Below are 16542 nucleotides of genomic sequence, written 5' to 3' on the forward strand. Positions count from 1 at the left end.
TTTAACAAATGACTAAAGAATAGACTGAGACTGACTTGTCCTTATGATCGCAGCAGATACTTCTCCTGAGATGGTTCCACAATTGATTGTGGGGCTAGGGAATCCAGGAGCAAAATACGATCGCACTCGTCATAATGTTGGGTTTGAGGCGATCGATTGGCTAGCTCGGCACTGGCAGATTTCGCTAGCGGAGCAGCGCAAATTTCAAGGTATGTTTGGAGAAGGGGTTGTAGGGCGCGGGGATAAAATCCGTTTGCTGAAACCCCTGACATACATGAATCGATCGGGACAGTCCATTCGTAGCGTGGTGGATTGGTACAAAATTCCGCCCGACGCAGTGCTGGTTATTTACGATGACATGGATTTGCCAGTCGGTAAACTGCGGCTGCGGCAGTCTGGTTCAGCCGGTGGCCACAACGGCATGAAATCGACGATCGCTCACCTAGGTACGCAAAACTTCCCTCGACTGCGGATTGGAATTGGCAGTCCTAATAATGGAGGAACTCGCTCGGATGGGGAAGTCGTGTCGCATGTGTTAGGTCGTTTTTCGCCTACTGAGACGAGGATAATGGCAGAGGTGTTACAGCTAGTTACGGATGCGATCGAACTAGGATTAAAGCAGGGAATCCCCAAGGCCATGAGTCTTTACAACAACCGCAGCGTTGGGCTGAGCTTAAACGAGTAATATCAATTCCTAAGAGTTGTGCAAACCAATTATCAAAAAGCAGAGTGGGCATTGCCCACCCTACATACTCACTCCTCACCTTCGTCTAGGGAAGCCACTCCAAAACCGCTTCATCCTTAGTATTGGTGTGGCGTTCTGGCGTTTCTCGATTAAACCGCATGTGAATCGATCGCATTTGTTCGCCATCGGCTGCCACTGCCATAATCGGGAAATCAATTTCTCCGTCAGGGAAGGACATTTGAAAACGGAACGTGCCATCTGGATTGAGTTGCACAGGCCGACCGCCGATCGTCACGGTTGCATCAGGTTCAGTGGCTCCATATACAATCAGCTCAGCATCGGCAATGAGCCAGAACTTGCGTGGCCGCATCGGCGGCATCGAGGCGGAGAAGCCGATACCAGACATGCCAATCCCGGACATGCTGTACATACCCACACCCGACATACTGTATAGACCAACGCCAGAGGTGGTGTACATACCCACGCCGGACATACCCACACCCGACATCGTCGGGACGCTCATCATGCCCACACCAGACATGCCCATGCCAGAGGTGGTATACATGCCCACGCCAGACATGCCCATGCCAGAGGTGGTATACATGCCTACGCCAGACATCCCAACTCCAGACATGCCCGTAACGCCTAGCCCTATGCCAGACATCATGCCCACACCAGACATGCCCATGCCAGAGGTGGTATACATGCCTACGCCAGACATCCCAACTCCAGACATGCCCACACCCGACATCCCAACTCCAGGCATGCCTACACCCGACATCCCGACTCCAGACATGCCTGCTGCGGCTCCAGACATGCCTGTCACTCCTACCCCAGAGGCCCATTTACCAACCCCTGAAGGAAAGACATAGGAGCTAACGGTTTCTTCGGGCACATGCTGCATAGAGCCAAATACTGAACCTGCTAGGCGTTTAGCTTCGGCTGCTTCTGCCATCTCAAATACTTGAGCGTGCACTGATTCAGGTGCTTTTGTGACCGATCGGGTTGAGTAAGACAGTTCTAGGAAGGTTTTGGCTTGCAGATCTTCTTCCCAAGCAATCGTCAAGAATTGATCGTCAATCCAATCTGAGGGATAAATCGGTGGAATTCGGACGGGCGCCGATTGAGCCAACAGCAACCAGCGGCCATCTACCGCAATATAGCCAATTTCAATCATGTAATCCCGATCGCTGACCGGAACTGGCAAGTACCATTCCCGCGCTAGTTCGTCACATTCATACTGTTGCAGGCTATGGGGACGCTGAGTTTGTAGATTGATATCTGTCACATCGTAGAACCGCAGCGCCAGTCGAATGCCACCTTGCCGCCGCATTTCTTCTTTGCGTTCGTTCGGTACATCCCAGTAGGCGTAAGCCCATTGCGGATCGCGAGGCATTAGCACAATCCGACTTTCGCCATAGCCATCCGGCAAGTCTGCCAACCCTTCATCGACCACAGACAAGGTTTCTTCACGATCGGTCAATCCAACATCAAACTTTGCTGCTTCCACTGCTTCTTGTGCCTCTAAGGAACGGGATTGTGTAGGTTCAAATCGGGTGCGTTGGGCCGCTTGGATAGCGCGCAACAGGTCTTCTTTCCGCATCCGGCTATAACGTGAAATACCGTATTCACTGGCCACTCGGCGGAGTTGGCGCAGGGTCATTTCCTCTAAAGGAGGGCGTTGTGGTGACGACATAGCGAGAAGTTAACCTCCGGTAACTTGGACAACAACTTGAATCGGGCAACAGACAAGATGGAACCCTTTGGCGGTCTCTTAAATCCCTGGTTGACATCAATGAGGGTTAGATTTGGGGATCGCGGGGATCAATTTCTGGTCTCTATAGTGCAAAAAAAACCTAAAGAAAGCAAGAGATGATCCCCTTAAATTTGCTTGATTTTACGAGTTTTCAAGGCAAATGGGGATCGTTATGTCAGGATATTGTGACATTGGTAGCAGATTTCGCGAAACCGGGATCAGTTAATGTTATGTTTTCATGACATTGGCTTGGTGCTGATGCCGATGGGCTTTAGGATGCGAGCACTCCCTTCAAATCCCGATTGTCATCATCGGGTAATGGAACTCTCGGACTAGCGAAGTTCCAGTAAATACTGCTAAATCGACCAACTAAGGTTCGGCGATCGGGTAAACAACCAGTAAAATTTGTCTAATTCCTGTCATGGATTTAATACGCCTATTGGCTGAACAAGGCTATGAGCAATTTTTCTTCCCATCCTGCAACGCCCGATACCAGCGTTTCTGAACAAGATTGGTCGCAGTTGTTGCAACAACTGCTCGATCGACAATCCCTGGAGGTTTCTCAAGCGTCGGTGTTGATGCAGGGATGGCTTACAGACACCATTCCTTCGGTGCTTTCGGGTGCTATCTTGGCAGCTATTCAAGCGAAAGGCGTTACTGCCAGCGAATTGGCTGGCATGGCTCAGGTGCTACAAGCTCAATCTTTAGGAAGTGCCCAAACGATCGCCTTGCCGACTCCTTTAATTGATACCTGCGGAACGGGTGGGGATGGCGCTTCTACATTCAATATTTCAACAGCCGTTGCGTTTGTAGCAGCAGCAGCGGGGATTGCTGTAGCCAAGCACGGCAACCGTGCAGCCTCTAGCCGGGTAGGCTCAGCAGATGTGCTAGAAGCGTTGGGAGTTAACTTGGCAGCAAGTCCCGATCGGATTACTGCTGCTGTAGATCAAGTGGGAATTACATTTTTGTTCGCACCAGGCTGGCATCCAGCCATGAAGTATGTGGCACCGATTCGCAAAACCTTGAAAGTGCGCACCGTCTTTAACTTGTTGGGACCATTAGTCAATCCACTTCCCATCACCGGTCAGGTCATGGGCGTGTTTGATCCGCAATTGGTTGTACCGATCGCAGAGGCCTTACAGCAGTTAGGGCGATCGCAAGCCATTGTGCTGCATGGGCGGGAAAAACTAGACGAGGCCGGGCTATCCGATTTGACCCATCTAGCTGTCTTGTCAGATGGACAAGTGCACTCGATCGATCTCGATCCTCGAACCTTGGGATTGCCGCCTGCCCCCACCAGCGCGTTGCGGGGTGGCGATGTGTCTACCAATGTCGAAATTTTGCGATCGGTTTTACAGGGAGGAGGAACCACAGCGCAGCAAGATGTTGTGGCTCTCAATGCCGCTCTGGCACTGCAAGTAGGAGGAGCCTTGCCAGACAACGGTGATCCCGAAACGACCTATCGTAAAGGAATTGAACTAGCCAAGTCCATCCTTGCCAGCGGCGCCGCTTGGCAGAAAGTCGAAGAATTAGCGGCTTTTTTGAAATAAGCTAGCAGTCTAGTAGCAGTCTAGCGTTCTCGAAATTCAACCTCGGTTTCTCGGATCGTCACATCATAATTACCAAAAAAATCATGCCCTAATAACCCGGTGGACAGTTGTGGCCCAGCGATTGCCACCAGCACATTGTTCGCAATGGCTCCATTAACCCGGATGGAACTGACATAGCCCAGCGGAACAGTGACTCCACGCTGACTAGCTGTGTCTACCATCGCTGCTGCTACCGGCACCACATTCAAGGCTTGTGCCATTTGGTTAGTAATCAGCGTGCCACTGGCTCCCGTATCTACAATCATGTCGAAGGTTTGCTGCTCGTTGAACGTGACCTGAATCACGGGCGTATTGCCTTCACGACGCACGATCGGTGCATAGAAAACAGCAGGGTTGGCAGTCGGCGAACCAGACACATTGCCTACAGATGCGGGCATGATTGGCTCTGTCGATCGCATAGGCATCACGGGTTGCGACTGGGGTGGCTCGGGTTCCGGCTGAGTATGAATCACGACAGTCGTGTCTACTACTGAATCTCCAATCGAGTGATTGGCTTGCTTTTGAGCATAGGTTGCGTTTTGCCGATATTCGAGAATCTTACGCTGAGCGTTGGCGTGGTTGGGGCTAGAGTTGGGCACAGACACCATCAGGTCAATTGCTTGCTGCCAACGACTGGCCACTAAACGCCAATCATCTTGCGATTGTGCCGAGCGACTGAGGGCAAACGCTCTAGAGGCCCGATCGATGGCGCGTTGATAAGCGTCATCTGGCACTGAAAGCTGTGCTGTAGCCGGGGCTGCCTGCGTTGAGCTAGGTACGGGCGCAGTTGTCAACACCTCTTGAAGCGAAGTGGGTGCACTTTCGGTCGCTAAATTTTCTATCTCTAACTTCTCTAAGGTTAAGCGGGTAGCAGAATCACTACAACCACCCATGGCTCCTGCTACTAAACTGGCTAAAATGGCTAAAAAAAGATGATAAAAGGGCTTTGGCATGACTGCACCAAGGTTCAACTAATAGCTGATGGTTAAAACTTGTTGTGAGTGGATGGAGAGGGAATGTTTCTATTTACTACTCGCCCTTCAGCACTGACAACTCGCTACTAATGACTGACTAAGCTCGTCTTTAGTTGCCCTCAAATCTTGACCTGAGTCATCGAAATATGACCAGAGAAGCACACATCAACATCAGAGCCGGGATCGCGAGTCCGCTTGCCATACTCACCAGCATAGTATAAATACTCTCCTTCCAAGCGATACTCAGCGGGAAGAGGTTGGGTACACAGCGGACAGACTATAAGCTCGGGATCTGGAGCACCAGCTTCTAGATGAGGCAAGTTGACATTCCAAAACGTACCCGCTTCTATAGGATACGTTAACAGTTTATCAAGCACCCGCAGAGCTAGCCGAGTTGCCAAATCCCAATCGATCGGACGCTTCCGTTGAATATAGTGAGAAATAGCAATAGCGGGAACACGATGAAGAGCGGCTTCGCGAACGGCTGCCACCGTACCAGAAATATAGATATCTGCCCCCAGATTGCCTCCAGCGTTGATTCCTGCCAAAACCCAGTCAGCATTGGGATAGAGGTGGCATAGCCCTATCCGTGTACAGTCGGCAGGAGTCCCCTCTATAGCATACTCGTTAACCCCGCGTTGTTCCAAATGGATTGGCCGATGCGTTGTTACCTGATGCCCACAACCAGAGTGCTGCTGCTTGGGCGCTACAATGACTCCTCGATCGCCTACCGCTTGCCGTAAGGCTTGCAGCCCTGGCGCTTCAATCCCATCATCATTGGTTAACACAAACACCATTAGCGGTTGTGGGATATACCCAAGTGGAACAATCGGGAAAGCAACTCGTTGACTCTCTTAGAGAATGTTTGACACGTCGCAACTTTTACGCGCTCATTCCTCAACCCCTGCTCCCACGAGAGAAGAAGAGGGAGTGGCCGGTTGCCTCTCCTGCGGGAAAGGGGAGTTTGAGCCATCATTGATCCGGTTCAAACAACCTCTTAGAGGTTGCATAGCACTTGTCGCATCTTTCGCATATTAGCAGGTAAATCCAACCGCATCGCCTGCTGAATCAATTGGCTGGGAACGGGAATTGTTGGTGTGGCTTGCACCGAGTAGGTTAAAAGCGTTCCAGCATGGAAGTCCTGCAATTTCAGCGTCGCCGCAAAATCGTTGAAACTTCCTTTGTCTAGCTGAAACTGAATTTGCTGATAAGCTGCATGGACAGATTCAAACACGTTTAAGTAAATTTCCACCTGAGCCGTGAACAAAAGAAACGCTTTAGCGGCAGCTTGATAAAGACGTTTGCAACCAGAGGTTTCGCAACGAGTGAGCACTTCACTGTGAGTTAAATCGGGAAAAAACTGAGTCCAACGGGGATAGTTGGTCAGTTGGGGCCAGACCTGCGATCGCTTCAGGGGCAAATACATCTGCGCGGTGACTGCCCCTCCCCAGGCTGAGTGCGATCGGGTTTGCAGCAGGATGTCCCCCTGCAAAAGAGATTCTCGCTGTTGCGGAGGCCAATCCAATGTTGTTGTATGGTCGGCATCTACCAGGCTTAATGCTGCGGTCATAACTTTCACTCGTTTTGTCCTAACTGCACATCTCAACTACATCGGCAGGGTAGGCAAAACGCCGACATGGACCAGTTTTTTATCTGTCACATCGGCGTTTCACACAGTATCATCAACAGGGACAAATCAGATGTACAAACCGTTTTGTTAGGTTTTGAAACGTTTTGTAGGACATTGTATAGAACGTTCGTCAGGCTTTCTGCGAGGCTTGCTTGAATTGGTTATCAGAGGAGTGCTGAAACAGAGAGCAAAAGGTTCGGAGTTTACGTAGAATTGAATTTCGCCTCTTCTCAGAAGACTTTACGACAAAACAGTTTATAAATGTTGCATAGTCTGAACAATCGGCTTTACAGTCATGCTCTAGTTGTAGCGTTTGTTTTCTCAAGAAATCATCAATCAACAGGGGTGCAACTGTGAAGATCCTGAAAAATCTCTCCTTGTGCAACAATAGGGGCGACAGTTTTTCTAATGATTAGGAGGTGCTGCTGTTTGTGAATCAATCCCCAAATCCCGCTGTCAGAATTTTTTTGTATATTGTCGGCACACTGCTTGTGTTTATGGCCATTGTTCTGATCCTTCAAGGCTTTGGTGTCATCGTACCCAGAGAGATTATCTATGCACTGGTTGTGTTGGCAATCGGGTCTGGTATTTTAGCTGGCGTTCGTCGCTGGTATTGAACCAAGCTGAGCGATAGTGCTCAGTCAATTGTAGGCATGACCGTTGCATACCCCGTGAACCGCTCCATGAACCGTCCCATGAGTAGACGACTGCGCCCCGATACAACTATTTTCCTAACTGTTCTTTTCATTACCATTTTGGTCTGGGTTCTCAGAGGAGTTGGAATTTTGACCTTTTTACCAGGCAGTGTCATCTGGGTGTTATTGATTTTGACGATCGGCACTGGCGTATTTAGCGGTATTCAGCGCACAAGACGCTGATGTAAAAGGATAAAGTCGTAAGGATAAGGAGCAAAGATTTAGTTCCTAGGTTTAGCCTTCAGCCTGTCGCCTTTGTTCTTGGCCTTGATCTTTTAGCTTTTAATTAAGTAAGCGGCATGATTATCGTTACACGGGAAGAAGTTGAGCAGTATCGAACGGAATTGGCAGATGAAGCCAGCGCCTTAAGTGCCCTCGACATGCTAGAAGACTGTGAAGGAAATTTGGAAGATGCGGCGATCGCGCTGGGGTTGCGCGTAGGGCAAGAACCCGATCGCTCGGAAGATTGGTTAGATGGGTTGGCGAAGCGCTGGCGGGCGTTTGTTTGTCAAACGGGAATTAAGGAGTCGCTTCAGTCTGGCTCGATCGCCACTGCCGTGAAACTGCTGGCGGCCGAGTCTACTATGCCTGATGTATTAGCCTTGCCTGTGGTGTTGTACGTGGTGAAAACCGGAGTTGAAGAATTCTGTAAACCGTTGCAAGAAAAACTGTAACCGTTACGCCTTATTCATTAGGATTCATCAGCCGTTATGCATCAACCGCAATCACCGTTAGATACTGTTCAAGCCCATGTTTTTATTTCTGGAGTGGTGCAGGGAGTGGGTTATCGCTTCTCAGCCCAAGATATGGCGCTGTTGCTGAAGCTGAATGGTTGGGTTCGCAATCTGCGGGATGGTCGAGTTGAGGCCACCTTTGTTGGGTCACCGGCTCAAGTGGATGAGATGATTCGCTGGTGTCACCACGGGCCACCAGCCGCGATCGTGAAGGAGGTGATAGTTGAATACGAACCTCCCGAGAAATTCCAAGGGTTTGAAGTTCGGCGATCGGGGTAGATATGGATCAATTGAGACGGCTAAATGGTGCTGAATTAAAAGTCACTACACTTTGCTTGGTTCTGAAGGAACAAGTGGCCGTGCAGAAACGTATTAAGTTTGGGAAGGATAGACTCAACTCTGTATCGCTTCAAGGTTGGAATGATGGACGCTCAAGAATCGCCCCGACTCGTTACTGCTCCGGCAACTGCCCGCCAAACCCGTCAGCAGTTTGTGAATCCAGAAGACTACCTTTCCTATGAACTGGGCAAAGCAGTGCGGGAACTGCCACCGCTCTATACTCGGCTGTTGGCAGGCACCTTAAGTGCGATCGTGTTTGGAGCCATTGCTTGGGCCCATTTCAGCAAGGTCGATGAAGTGGCGGTAACGCAGGGCGAGTTAATTCCGTCTTCCCAAGTTCGACCCGTGCGGGCCCTTGAGGGCGGCGTGATTAGCGAAATTCGTGTTCAAGAAGGCGATCAGGTGGCGCAGGGCGATGTGTTGATGGTGCAAGACCCAGCCCTTTCGCAAGCAGAAGTCGATCGGCTGTCGCAATCGGTAGACCTGATTCGCCAAGATATCAATCGTTTAGTGGCGGAACAAACCGGGCAAACGTTCACAGGCAATGCTCTACAAGACAATTTATTAGACGCGCGATTGCGAGAATTTGATACCCGTCGATCGGCGGCGGAAGCCGAAGCTGCCCGTTATTTAGCCGCCATTGGCGAAGCCGAGGCACGGTTGGTCCGACTGCAAGAGAACCTTCGCAACGCCAATACTACCCTAGCGAATGCCCAAGAGCGAGAAGCCAGAATGCGATCGTTGGTTGACACGGAAGGAGCCGTGCCTCGCTTTGACTACCTCGAAGCCAAAGATCGATTAACACAGGCGCAAGATCAGGTCAGTTCGCTGGAACAGGAAATTGCTGCACAGCGACAAGCCATTCGGCAAGCAGAACAGGCCCACCAAACAGCGCAGCAAACAGTCAACCGAGTGAGGGCGGAACGCGAGAGCGAAATTTTGTCGCAACTAAAGCAACGCCAAGAAGAACTAACCAGTCTAGAAGGGCAGTTGGCTCAGGCCAAAATCAAATCAGACGGGGATACAATTACCGCGCCTATTTCTGGACGAATTTACAATATCCAAGCCACCTTAGCCGAACGCACGATCGAACCCGGCGAAGAACTGCTCTCTATCTTGCCTGCTGATCAGGACTTGGTATTAGAGGTGAAAGTGCTCAACCGCGACATTGGCTTCATCGAAGTTGGGATGCCTGCCAAAATTAAACTGGCGACCTTTCCGTTTCAAGAATTTGGCACGATCGACGGTGAAGTCATGCACGTTAGCCCCAATGCCACTGTAGACAAAGATCTGGGGCTGGTGTTTACAGCCCGAGTCAAGCTCGATCGCACTACTATGCCCGTTCCGGTGCAGCAACGGGATGTGCAACTGGTTCCCGGCATGAGCGCCACCGCCGAAATTGTCACCCGCCAACGATCGGTATTGACCTTCTTGCTAGAGCCAATCACTCGCCGCTTCAGCGAAGCCTTCTCAACGCGATGAGCGAGCAAAAAAGTGAAAAAAAGTGAATGAGTCGCTTGAGTGGGTGAGTTTTCTACTTTTTTAACTTTATAATCCCCAATTCCTAACACCCAACTTACCAATAAATGCAAACCTGGCGCAGATCAGAGGTTTGATTTGGATCAATGATATTAATCACCGCTGGTGTCATATCTAAAATGCGTTCGCCATCCCACGGCCCGCGATCGTTAATTCGTACCTCTGTAGAAATGCCAGTGTCCTGATCCACAACTGTTACCCATGAATTAAGAGGTAGCCATGGGTGAGCGGCGGTTAATGCACCCGGATCAAACGCTTCTCCATTTGCTGTAACGGTTCCTTGGTCGTAGTAAGCGGCCGTACCGCATTGGCTACCGGCGTGGGCTGGGTCAGCGGAACCCAGTACGGCGATCGCAGAGGCTGCTGATAGCTTGCAAACGAGCACAGGTAATTTCATAGAGCAAATTTTGATAGGGGGCAAAAATCTCCACCCAAGATAAACAGGTGAAAAGACAAAACGCCCCTATCTTACCAAGGCTTTGGCTTAACTTCGTAATTTCTCGAAATTTTCCGCAGTTTTGCCGTTAATTGACGCAAATCAGTGACATTGAGGAATGTAAAGGATAGGATAGATGTTCGCGGCAGAATATAAAGATTTGATTTTCTAGAACAGGGTGCGAATAATGCGCTCTCCTGGATTTCGATCGACCGCCGATTCTCCCAAATCTCGCACGACAAACGACCGTTGTAACCAGCGATCGAAGCCATCATAGCGGGGGGCAAACGACGATCGACCGTGGACCGTGCGGCGATTGTCAATACAGAGTAAATCGCCCACATCTAACTTAATACCGCGATAGACTTGCGCAATTGCCTGCTTCAGCGCTTCCAGTGCCGCTCGGGCTTCATCTGTAATGGCTTCCATCAAATCTTCGTCATAATTCAAAAACGGATCATGACGATTGCCATAGAGCACAGGTAAAACCGGGCCATTTCCCTTGATAGTTTGCAGGTTGCCAAAGGAATAGTCAATACCAGTGCGATAGAGCGGTTGAAACAACAAATCCCGTTGTGGTTCAGAAAGCAACGGTAGCGCTTGTGTAATGCTGGCATAAGTAGTTTCAGCCAGTCGCTCGTGATCGGGACGCAAACAGAACAGCAGTAAATACTCTGGCGCATAGGGATGGAAGACGGTTTCGCGATGAAACTGTAACCGCGTTTTAGAACCACCTGATGATTGAATTTGTTCCTGTTCTTTCACAGGGGCCAGATTTTGAAATAGATCGCCGTTCTTCTCTTGAATATACGAAACTAGATGCCCTAAACGGCTACCAATCATCGCTAAACAGCGCTCACTGACAAAGGTTGTTTTCTCGATCGATCGTTGCGCATTCAAGGGCGTGTGCACGTGATATAGACTAGGATCAATCGGTAAGCCCCGCAACAGCAAAATTCCTTCTGGGTTCGATCGCACTTGAAACTCTAGTAGTGCACGTCGTACATACCGGGGCATCTCATCAGCCCGCATTTCACAATCAAATAAGAACTCTTCTGTTTCTTGATACGGATTTGGTCCAGGTGCCAGAAATAGATTGATCGTGGTCTCGTCAAAGCCTCGGCAGTCTACCACCTGCACATCAGTGGAGACTGACGGCATTGCCATCCTTTGCATCGCCATCTCCTTATAAAGTTTTAATCTTTAAGGGTACGAATATTGAAGCAGATATTCAAAAACAACCCGTATTGCGTAATACCAGCCTAACCTTTTCACCTGATTTCCATAGCTACACGTTATGGAACGCAAAAATCTGATCAGACGGGCGAAGGACGGCAACCACACCTGCAATGATACGGTTCGCCCCAACCCCCGGCTGGCAGATCATCTCTACACTAGGAAGCGTTAGTGAACAAAGACAAAGTTCGGTGATTGGGATGTGGTCAACGGGTTAGATTGTGCCAATGGTTTGTTGTGTCATGATCCTTGCCACCCTATTTCATTTGTTTGAAATCCATTCCTTTAGACTGGCACGATCGATCCCAACGTTGACTTCTAAGCATCTGCATCGGCTAACCGTCCTATCCTATGTTCGGTAAACCCGCCTTCATCGAAACGGAAAAGGTACACAGTATATAAATAGTGCTGCGTCCCTGCTGCATGGCTTTAGTCGCGTGCTTTAAGACCAAGCTGTGCGAACGAGGTAGGACGGTTGGGAAAGCCACTCATAGCCGAGGGAAGTGCAACCCCCAAATGCATTCAAGTGCATTCAGTCAGTTAGGAGCGAGATTTTACTAGAACCGGAGTGTTAGTTTTATGCCAAAAGTTGTTGGAATCGACTTAGGAACAACCAACTCATGTGTCGCAGTTATGGAAGGGGGAAAGCCCACCGTTATTGCTAACGCGGAAGGGTTTCGGACTACTCCCTCGGTTGTTGCCTATGCCAAAAATGGCGATCGTCTGGTGGGACAAATTGCCAAGCGCCAGGCCGTGATGAACCCAGACAACACCTTTTATTCGGTGAAGCGATTCATTGGTCGCCGCTATGACGAAGTGACAAATGAGTTGACGGAAGTTTCCTACAAAGTGCTGAATGTCGGCGGCAACGTCAAGTTGGATTGTCCTGCCAAAGGCGAACAGTATGCACCAGAGCAAATTTCGGCAGAGGTGCTGCGCAAACTCAAGGAAGATGCCAGTAAGTATCTGGGCGAAGAAGTTACTCAGGCGGTGATTACTGTTCCGGCCTACTTCAACGACTCGCAGCGGCAAGCGACCAAAGACGCGGGTCGGATCGCGGGGTTAGAAGTCCTACGAATCATTAACGAGCCAACGGCAGCGTCGCTGGCCTATGGCTTGGATAAGAAAAACAATGAAACCGTCCTAGTATTCGACCTGGGGGGTGGAACGTTTGACGTGTCCATCCTGGAAGTGGGCGACGGTGTGTTTGAAGTGTTGGCTACCTCTGGGGATACACATCTAGGTGGCGATGACTTTGACAAGAAAATTGTGGATTACCTAGCTGAGGAGTTCCGCAAGACCGAAGGCATTGACCTGCGCAAAGACAAGCAAGCCCTGCAACGCCTGACCGAAGCGGCTGAAAAAGCCAAGATTGAGTTATCTAGCGTAACTCAAACTGAAATTAACTTGCCGTTTATCACAGCCACGCAGGATGGGCCGAAACACCTGGACATGACCCTGACTCGTGCCAAGTTTGAAGAGCTTTGTTCAGACTTAATCGATCGCTGTCGTGTTCCCGTTGAGAACGCCATGCGCGATGCCAAGAAAGACAAAAATGGTATCGATGAAGTGGTGCTGGTTGGTGGTTCTACCCGCATCCCGGCGATTCAAGAACTGGTGAAGCGGCTTCTGGGCAGAGACCCCAACCAAACCGTGAACCCAGATGAAGTGGTTGCCGTGGGTGCAGCCATTCAAGGCGGTGTTTTGGCAGGCGAAGTCAAAGATATTCTGCTGCTTGACGTATCACCCCTGTCTCTGGGTGTGGAAACGCTGGGCGGTGTGATGACGAAGATCATTCCTCGCAACACGACCATTCCGACCAAGAAGTCTGAGGTGTTTTCCACCGCTGCTGATGGTCAAACCAATGTAGAAATTCACGTTCTACAGGGCGAGCGGGAAATGGCAAATGACAACAAGAGCTTAGGAACCTTCCGGTTAGACGGTATTCCTCCCGCTCCGCGTGGCGTACCGCAGATTGAAGTCACCTTTGACATCGACGCAAACGGTATTCTTAACGTCACAGCGAAGGATAAAGGCACTGGTAAAGCGCAGTCAATCAGCATCACCGGAGCTTCGACCCTGCCCAAGGACGATGTGGAGCGTATGGTTCGTGAAGCCGAGCAAAATGCCTCTGCCGACAAAGAACGTCGTGAGAAGATTGACCTGAAGAACCAGGCGGATTCCCTAGCTTACCAAGCTGAGAAACAAATGACCGAATTGGGTGATAAGGTTTCTGCTGAAGATAAAGCCAAGGTGGAAGGTCAAGTTAAGGATCTGCGCGAAGCTGTACAGCAAGAAGACTTCGATCGCATCAAGTCTGTCTCTGCTGAGCTTCAGCAAACCCTATATACCATTGGCAGCAACCTGTATCAGGGCGCTGGCGGCACAACCCCTCCTGAAGAGGGTGGTCCCACAGGGGGAGCCGCTCCCGGTGGTGAAGATGTGATCGACGCTGAATTCTCAGAAGACAAGTAGGCAGACCTATAGGGTGGGCACTGCTTACCTTACCTGATTAAACCTGATTAAACTTTACACTTGAACATTTGCAAAACAGTAGGGTCATTGTGGCTCTACTGTTTTTCGTATAATTGCCGATTTGACCGCGCAATAGACAAGGCTGTTCCTAGGATAAAGCTGTCCTTGAAGTCACCGATCGCCCCTTCAATGTTTCGATTGCGTCATCCTGAGTGGTGCGTTGCCCTACCGCCTTGTATTCAGACTCAGAATAGGGTTCCCTTCTGGTTTGGCTGTTTTTACCATGCGACCTTAGCCATTATTAGCTATTAATCGAGCGAGCAGTGGAGCTTGACTTTGAAGCGACTGCCCCTTCGGTTGGGTTGTAACAGTTCTTCGTTAGAGAAAAAGCTAGACTCAACAAAGGTTTTTAATAAAGAAACGTTACAGGTCTTGTGAAACGCATTTTGGTGATTGTGCATCAGGAAACATCGGATTCTGGGTTGGTAGGACAAGTACTGCATGAGTTCGGCTACCAGATTGATCGATGTTGTCCGGCGATCGGTCAAACGTTGCCCACGATTGAGCCATATGATGGGGCGATTGTGTTTGGCGGGCCCATGAGCGCCAACGATGATACATCACTGGACTTTATTCGCCGAGAATTAGATTGGATTCCAACAGTATTAACTGCACAGAAGCCCTACTTGGGGATTTGTTTAGGTGCTCAACTATTGGCACGAGTATTAGGGGCAACCGTGGCTCCTCATGCTGACGATCGGCGGGAAATTGGCTATACCAACATTTGCCCGGTGGACTTGCCGCACAACCCCATCGCTTCTCTGAACCAGGTGTATCAGTGGCACAGGGAAGGGTTTACTCTAGCATCAGGAGCCGTACTGCTGGCGACAGGGGAGGTCTTTCCCCATCAAGCCTTTTGCTATGATGACACCGCCTATGGATTACAGTTTCATCCCGAAATTACCCGCGAGATGATCGATCGCTGGACGACTCAAGCCGCCGATCAAATGGGACTTCCCGATGCCCAACCTCGGGCAGAGCAACAGAAATACCATGCTGTGTATGCCGTAGCGGTAGAAGCTTGGCTGCGGAAGTTCCTGCTCCAATGGCTGAATGTGGCTGGGGACAAAGAAGCAACCGAGGACTCATCAGCGCGATTACCAGCACCAGCCAACGATTCCCCTTCTTGAACTAGAACGCGGTTTTTCCCCAGCCAACACGATCCTTACTTAGCTCCTTAGTTAAAGGAGTTGGGCCAGTTCTTCGGCAACCGGATGAAAATAGAAAGCCGCTCCCAGTACCGCATAGGTGGCCAGCAACAACACCCCTTCTAACCAGTTCGATCGCCCATCTAAGCTGATCAAGTTCGCGAGAAGCACTGCAATCGTGACAGCTACCACCTCAAACAAATTGAAGTTCAAGTCCATTGGTTGACCAATAAGTTGCCCAACCACAATTAAGATAGGAGCCACCAACAGCGCCACCAACAAACTCGATCCCATAGCGACCGACACCGACAGATCCATATTGTTTTTCAGCGCCACCCGGACTGCTGTTACGTACTCGGCGGCTCCACCCACCAGCGGCAACAAAATGACGCCTGTAAATAGTGAGGATAGACCCAAACCAGCCGTCGCTTCCTCGACTGCCCCCACAAAAATTTCCGACTCGAAAGCAACGGCGATCGTGGATACCACTAGTACCCCTAGCCACAACCAGAGATTGGGCTTGTGGGCTTCAATATGCTCCCCGGTTGCCTCGTCCGATCGTTCCTCCAGATCAACCACGCCTACGTCGTATAAATAGCTGTGGGTTTTTAAGGAAAATACCAGACTCAACACATAAACAACTGCCAAAATCACAGCAGCGGCGATCGATAGTTTGCTAATTTCTGTTTCGTTAACGCCAGAGGTAGACACCACCAAGGCTGGTAAAACTAGGGCTGTAACGGCAAGTGTCATCGTAGAGCCATTGACCCGTGCCACCACTGGTTGAAATTCTTGTTCTTTATAGCGCAAGCCGCCCAACAGCATCGATAGTCCCATTACCAGCAGCAAGTTGCTGACGATCGTGCCTGTGATACTGGCTTTGACAATATCTACCAGTCCTTCCCGGAGGGCCACCAGCGCGATGATCAATTCTGTGGCATTCCCAAACAACGCATTCAACAGCCCGCCGATCGATGGTCCCGCAACAACCGCCACTTCCTCAGTTGCCGTACTCAGCCAAATAGCCAGCGGCACAATAGCAATAGCCGACGTAATGAACACCGTAAGCGCCCCCCAGCCCAACTGCTCAGCGGCGATCGAAATGGGGATAAAAATTAGCAAGCCAAATGAAATTAGGTTTTTGACTGACATAAATTAGATGTAGAGATAGCTGTAGAGATTAACGAACTGGGTAAGGATAGAAGAGTAGAGAAGTGGATGAGTACATGAGTGGTAGTTGACGATT

The 16542-nt window shown here is 50.1% G+C and carries 16 protein-coding genes; 9 read left to right on the top strand and 7 right to left on the bottom strand.

Features of this window, described 5'->3' with window-relative positions:
• Window positions 1-43: 43 nt before the first annotated feature.
• Window positions 44-685 carry an aminoacyl-tRNA hydrolase gene (gene pth, locus OXH18_RS00690; protein ID WP_268610470.1) on the top strand — a complete coding sequence of 214 codons (642 nt, stop codon included), beginning with the start codon at window positions 44-46 and terminating at the stop codon, window positions 683-685.
• An 85-nt stretch (window positions 686-770) separates the two neighbouring features.
• On the opposite strand, the gene OXH18_RS00695 is transcribed toward pth, so the two are convergent.
• Entirely contained in the window at window positions 771-2381 is a 1611-nt protein-coding gene (locus OXH18_RS00695) for a DUF4912 domain-containing protein (RefSeq protein ID WP_268610471.1), read from the bottom strand.
• 515 nt (window positions 2382-2896) lie between these two features.
• Between OXH18_RS00695 and trpD the strand changes: the two genes are divergently transcribed.
• On the top strand, window positions 2897-3991 hold the full coding sequence (gene trpD / locus OXH18_RS00700) for an anthranilate phosphoribosyltransferase (RefSeq protein ID WP_268610472.1): 1095 nt from the start codon (window positions 2897-2899) through the stop codon (window positions 3989-3991).
• A gap of 20 nt (window positions 3992-4011) precedes the next feature.
• Here trpD and OXH18_RS00705 read toward each other — a convergent pair whose 3' ends face one another.
• The 3 genes from OXH18_RS00705 to OXH18_RS00715 form a co-directional block, all read right to left on the bottom strand.
• Complete coding sequence (locus tag OXH18_RS00705) at window positions 4012-4983, bottom strand: retropepsin-like aspartic protease family protein (RefSeq protein ID WP_268610473.1); 972 nt, start codon at window positions 4981-4983, stop codon at window positions 4012-4014.
• A 140-nt stretch (window positions 4984-5123) separates the two neighbouring features.
• The gene (surE, locus tag OXH18_RS00710; RefSeq protein WP_268610475.1) at window positions 5124-5801 is read right to left on the bottom strand and encodes a 5'/3'-nucleotidase SurE; all 678 of its coding nucleotides are present in this window, start codon (window positions 5799-5801) and stop codon (window positions 5124-5126) included.
• Between the two features lie 200 nt (window positions 5802-6001).
• The gene (locus OXH18_RS00715; protein ID WP_268610476.1) at window positions 6002-6574 is read right to left on the bottom strand and encodes an SRPBCC family protein; all 573 of its coding nucleotides are present in this window, start codon (window positions 6572-6574) and stop codon (window positions 6002-6004) included.
• 491 nt (window positions 6575-7065) lie between these two features.
• Here OXH18_RS00715 and OXH18_RS00720 point away from each other — a divergent pair, with 491 nt between their 5' ends.
• From OXH18_RS00720 to OXH18_RS00740, 5 genes are all read left to right on the top strand, one after another.
• A complete protein-coding gene (locus tag OXH18_RS00720; protein ID WP_268610478.1) occupies window positions 7066-7251 on the top strand; it encodes a hypothetical protein in 186 nt (61 codons plus the stop codon).
• A 36-nt stretch (window positions 7252-7287) separates the two neighbouring features.
• Window positions 7288-7512, top strand: a complete 225-nt coding sequence (locus OXH18_RS00725; RefSeq protein ID WP_268610479.1) for a hypothetical protein — start codon at window positions 7288-7290, stop codon at window positions 7510-7512.
• 116 nt (window positions 7513-7628) lie between these two features.
• Window positions 7629-8003 carry a hypothetical protein gene (locus OXH18_RS00730; RefSeq protein ID WP_268610480.1) on the top strand — a complete coding sequence of 125 codons (375 nt, stop codon included), beginning with the start codon at window positions 7629-7631 and terminating at the stop codon, window positions 8001-8003.
• Window positions 8004-8039: 36 nt separating this feature from the next.
• Window positions 8040-8342 carry an acylphosphatase gene (locus OXH18_RS00735; protein WP_268610481.1) on the top strand — a complete coding sequence of 101 codons (303 nt, stop codon included), beginning with the start codon at window positions 8040-8042 and terminating at the stop codon, window positions 8340-8342.
• Window positions 8343-8483: 141 nt separating this feature from the next.
• Window positions 8484-9884, top strand: coding sequence for an HlyD family type I secretion periplasmic adaptor subunit (locus tag OXH18_RS00740; protein ID WP_268610482.1), 1401 nt, complete (start codon window positions 8484-8486; stop codon window positions 9882-9884).
• Between the two features lie 94 nt (window positions 9885-9978).
• Here OXH18_RS00740 and OXH18_RS00745 read toward each other — a convergent pair whose 3' ends face one another.
• Complete coding sequence (locus OXH18_RS00745; RefSeq protein ID WP_268610484.1) at window positions 9979-10338, bottom strand: septal ring lytic transglycosylase RlpA family protein; 360 nt, start codon at window positions 10336-10338, stop codon at window positions 9979-9981.
• A 207-nt stretch (window positions 10339-10545) separates the two neighbouring features.
• Window positions 10546-11553: a TauD/TfdA family dioxygenase gene (locus OXH18_RS00750; RefSeq protein ID WP_268610486.1), complete on the bottom strand. Its 1008-nt coding sequence runs from the start codon at window positions 11551-11553 to the stop codon at window positions 10546-10548.
• 639 nt (window positions 11554-12192) lie between these two features.
• Between OXH18_RS00750 and dnaK the strand changes: the two genes are divergently transcribed.
• Both dnaK and OXH18_RS00760 read left to right on the top strand, forming a co-directional pair.
• The gene (gene dnaK, locus OXH18_RS00755) at window positions 12193-14088 is read left to right on the top strand and encodes a molecular chaperone DnaK (RefSeq protein WP_268610487.1); all 1896 of its coding nucleotides are present in this window, start codon (window positions 12193-12195) and stop codon (window positions 14086-14088) included.
• Between the two features lie 434 nt (window positions 14089-14522).
• Entirely contained in the window at window positions 14523-15278 is a 756-nt protein-coding gene (locus tag OXH18_RS00760) for a glutamine amidotransferase-related protein (RefSeq protein ID WP_268610488.1), read from the top strand.
• A 51-nt stretch (window positions 15279-15329) separates the two neighbouring features.
• Here OXH18_RS00760 and cax read toward each other — a convergent pair whose 3' ends face one another.
• Window positions 15330-16448 carry a calcium/proton exchanger gene (gene cax, locus OXH18_RS00765; protein ID WP_268610490.1) on the bottom strand — a complete coding sequence of 373 codons (1119 nt, stop codon included), beginning with the start codon at window positions 16446-16448 and terminating at the stop codon, window positions 15330-15332.
• Between the last annotated feature and the right edge of the window lie 94 nt (window positions 16449-16542).

The organism is Thermocoleostomius sinensis A174 (genome assembly GCF_026802175.1).
GTDB classification, from domain to species: domain Bacteria; phylum Cyanobacteriota; class Cyanobacteriia; order Elainellales; family Elainellaceae; genus Thermocoleostomius; species Thermocoleostomius sinensis.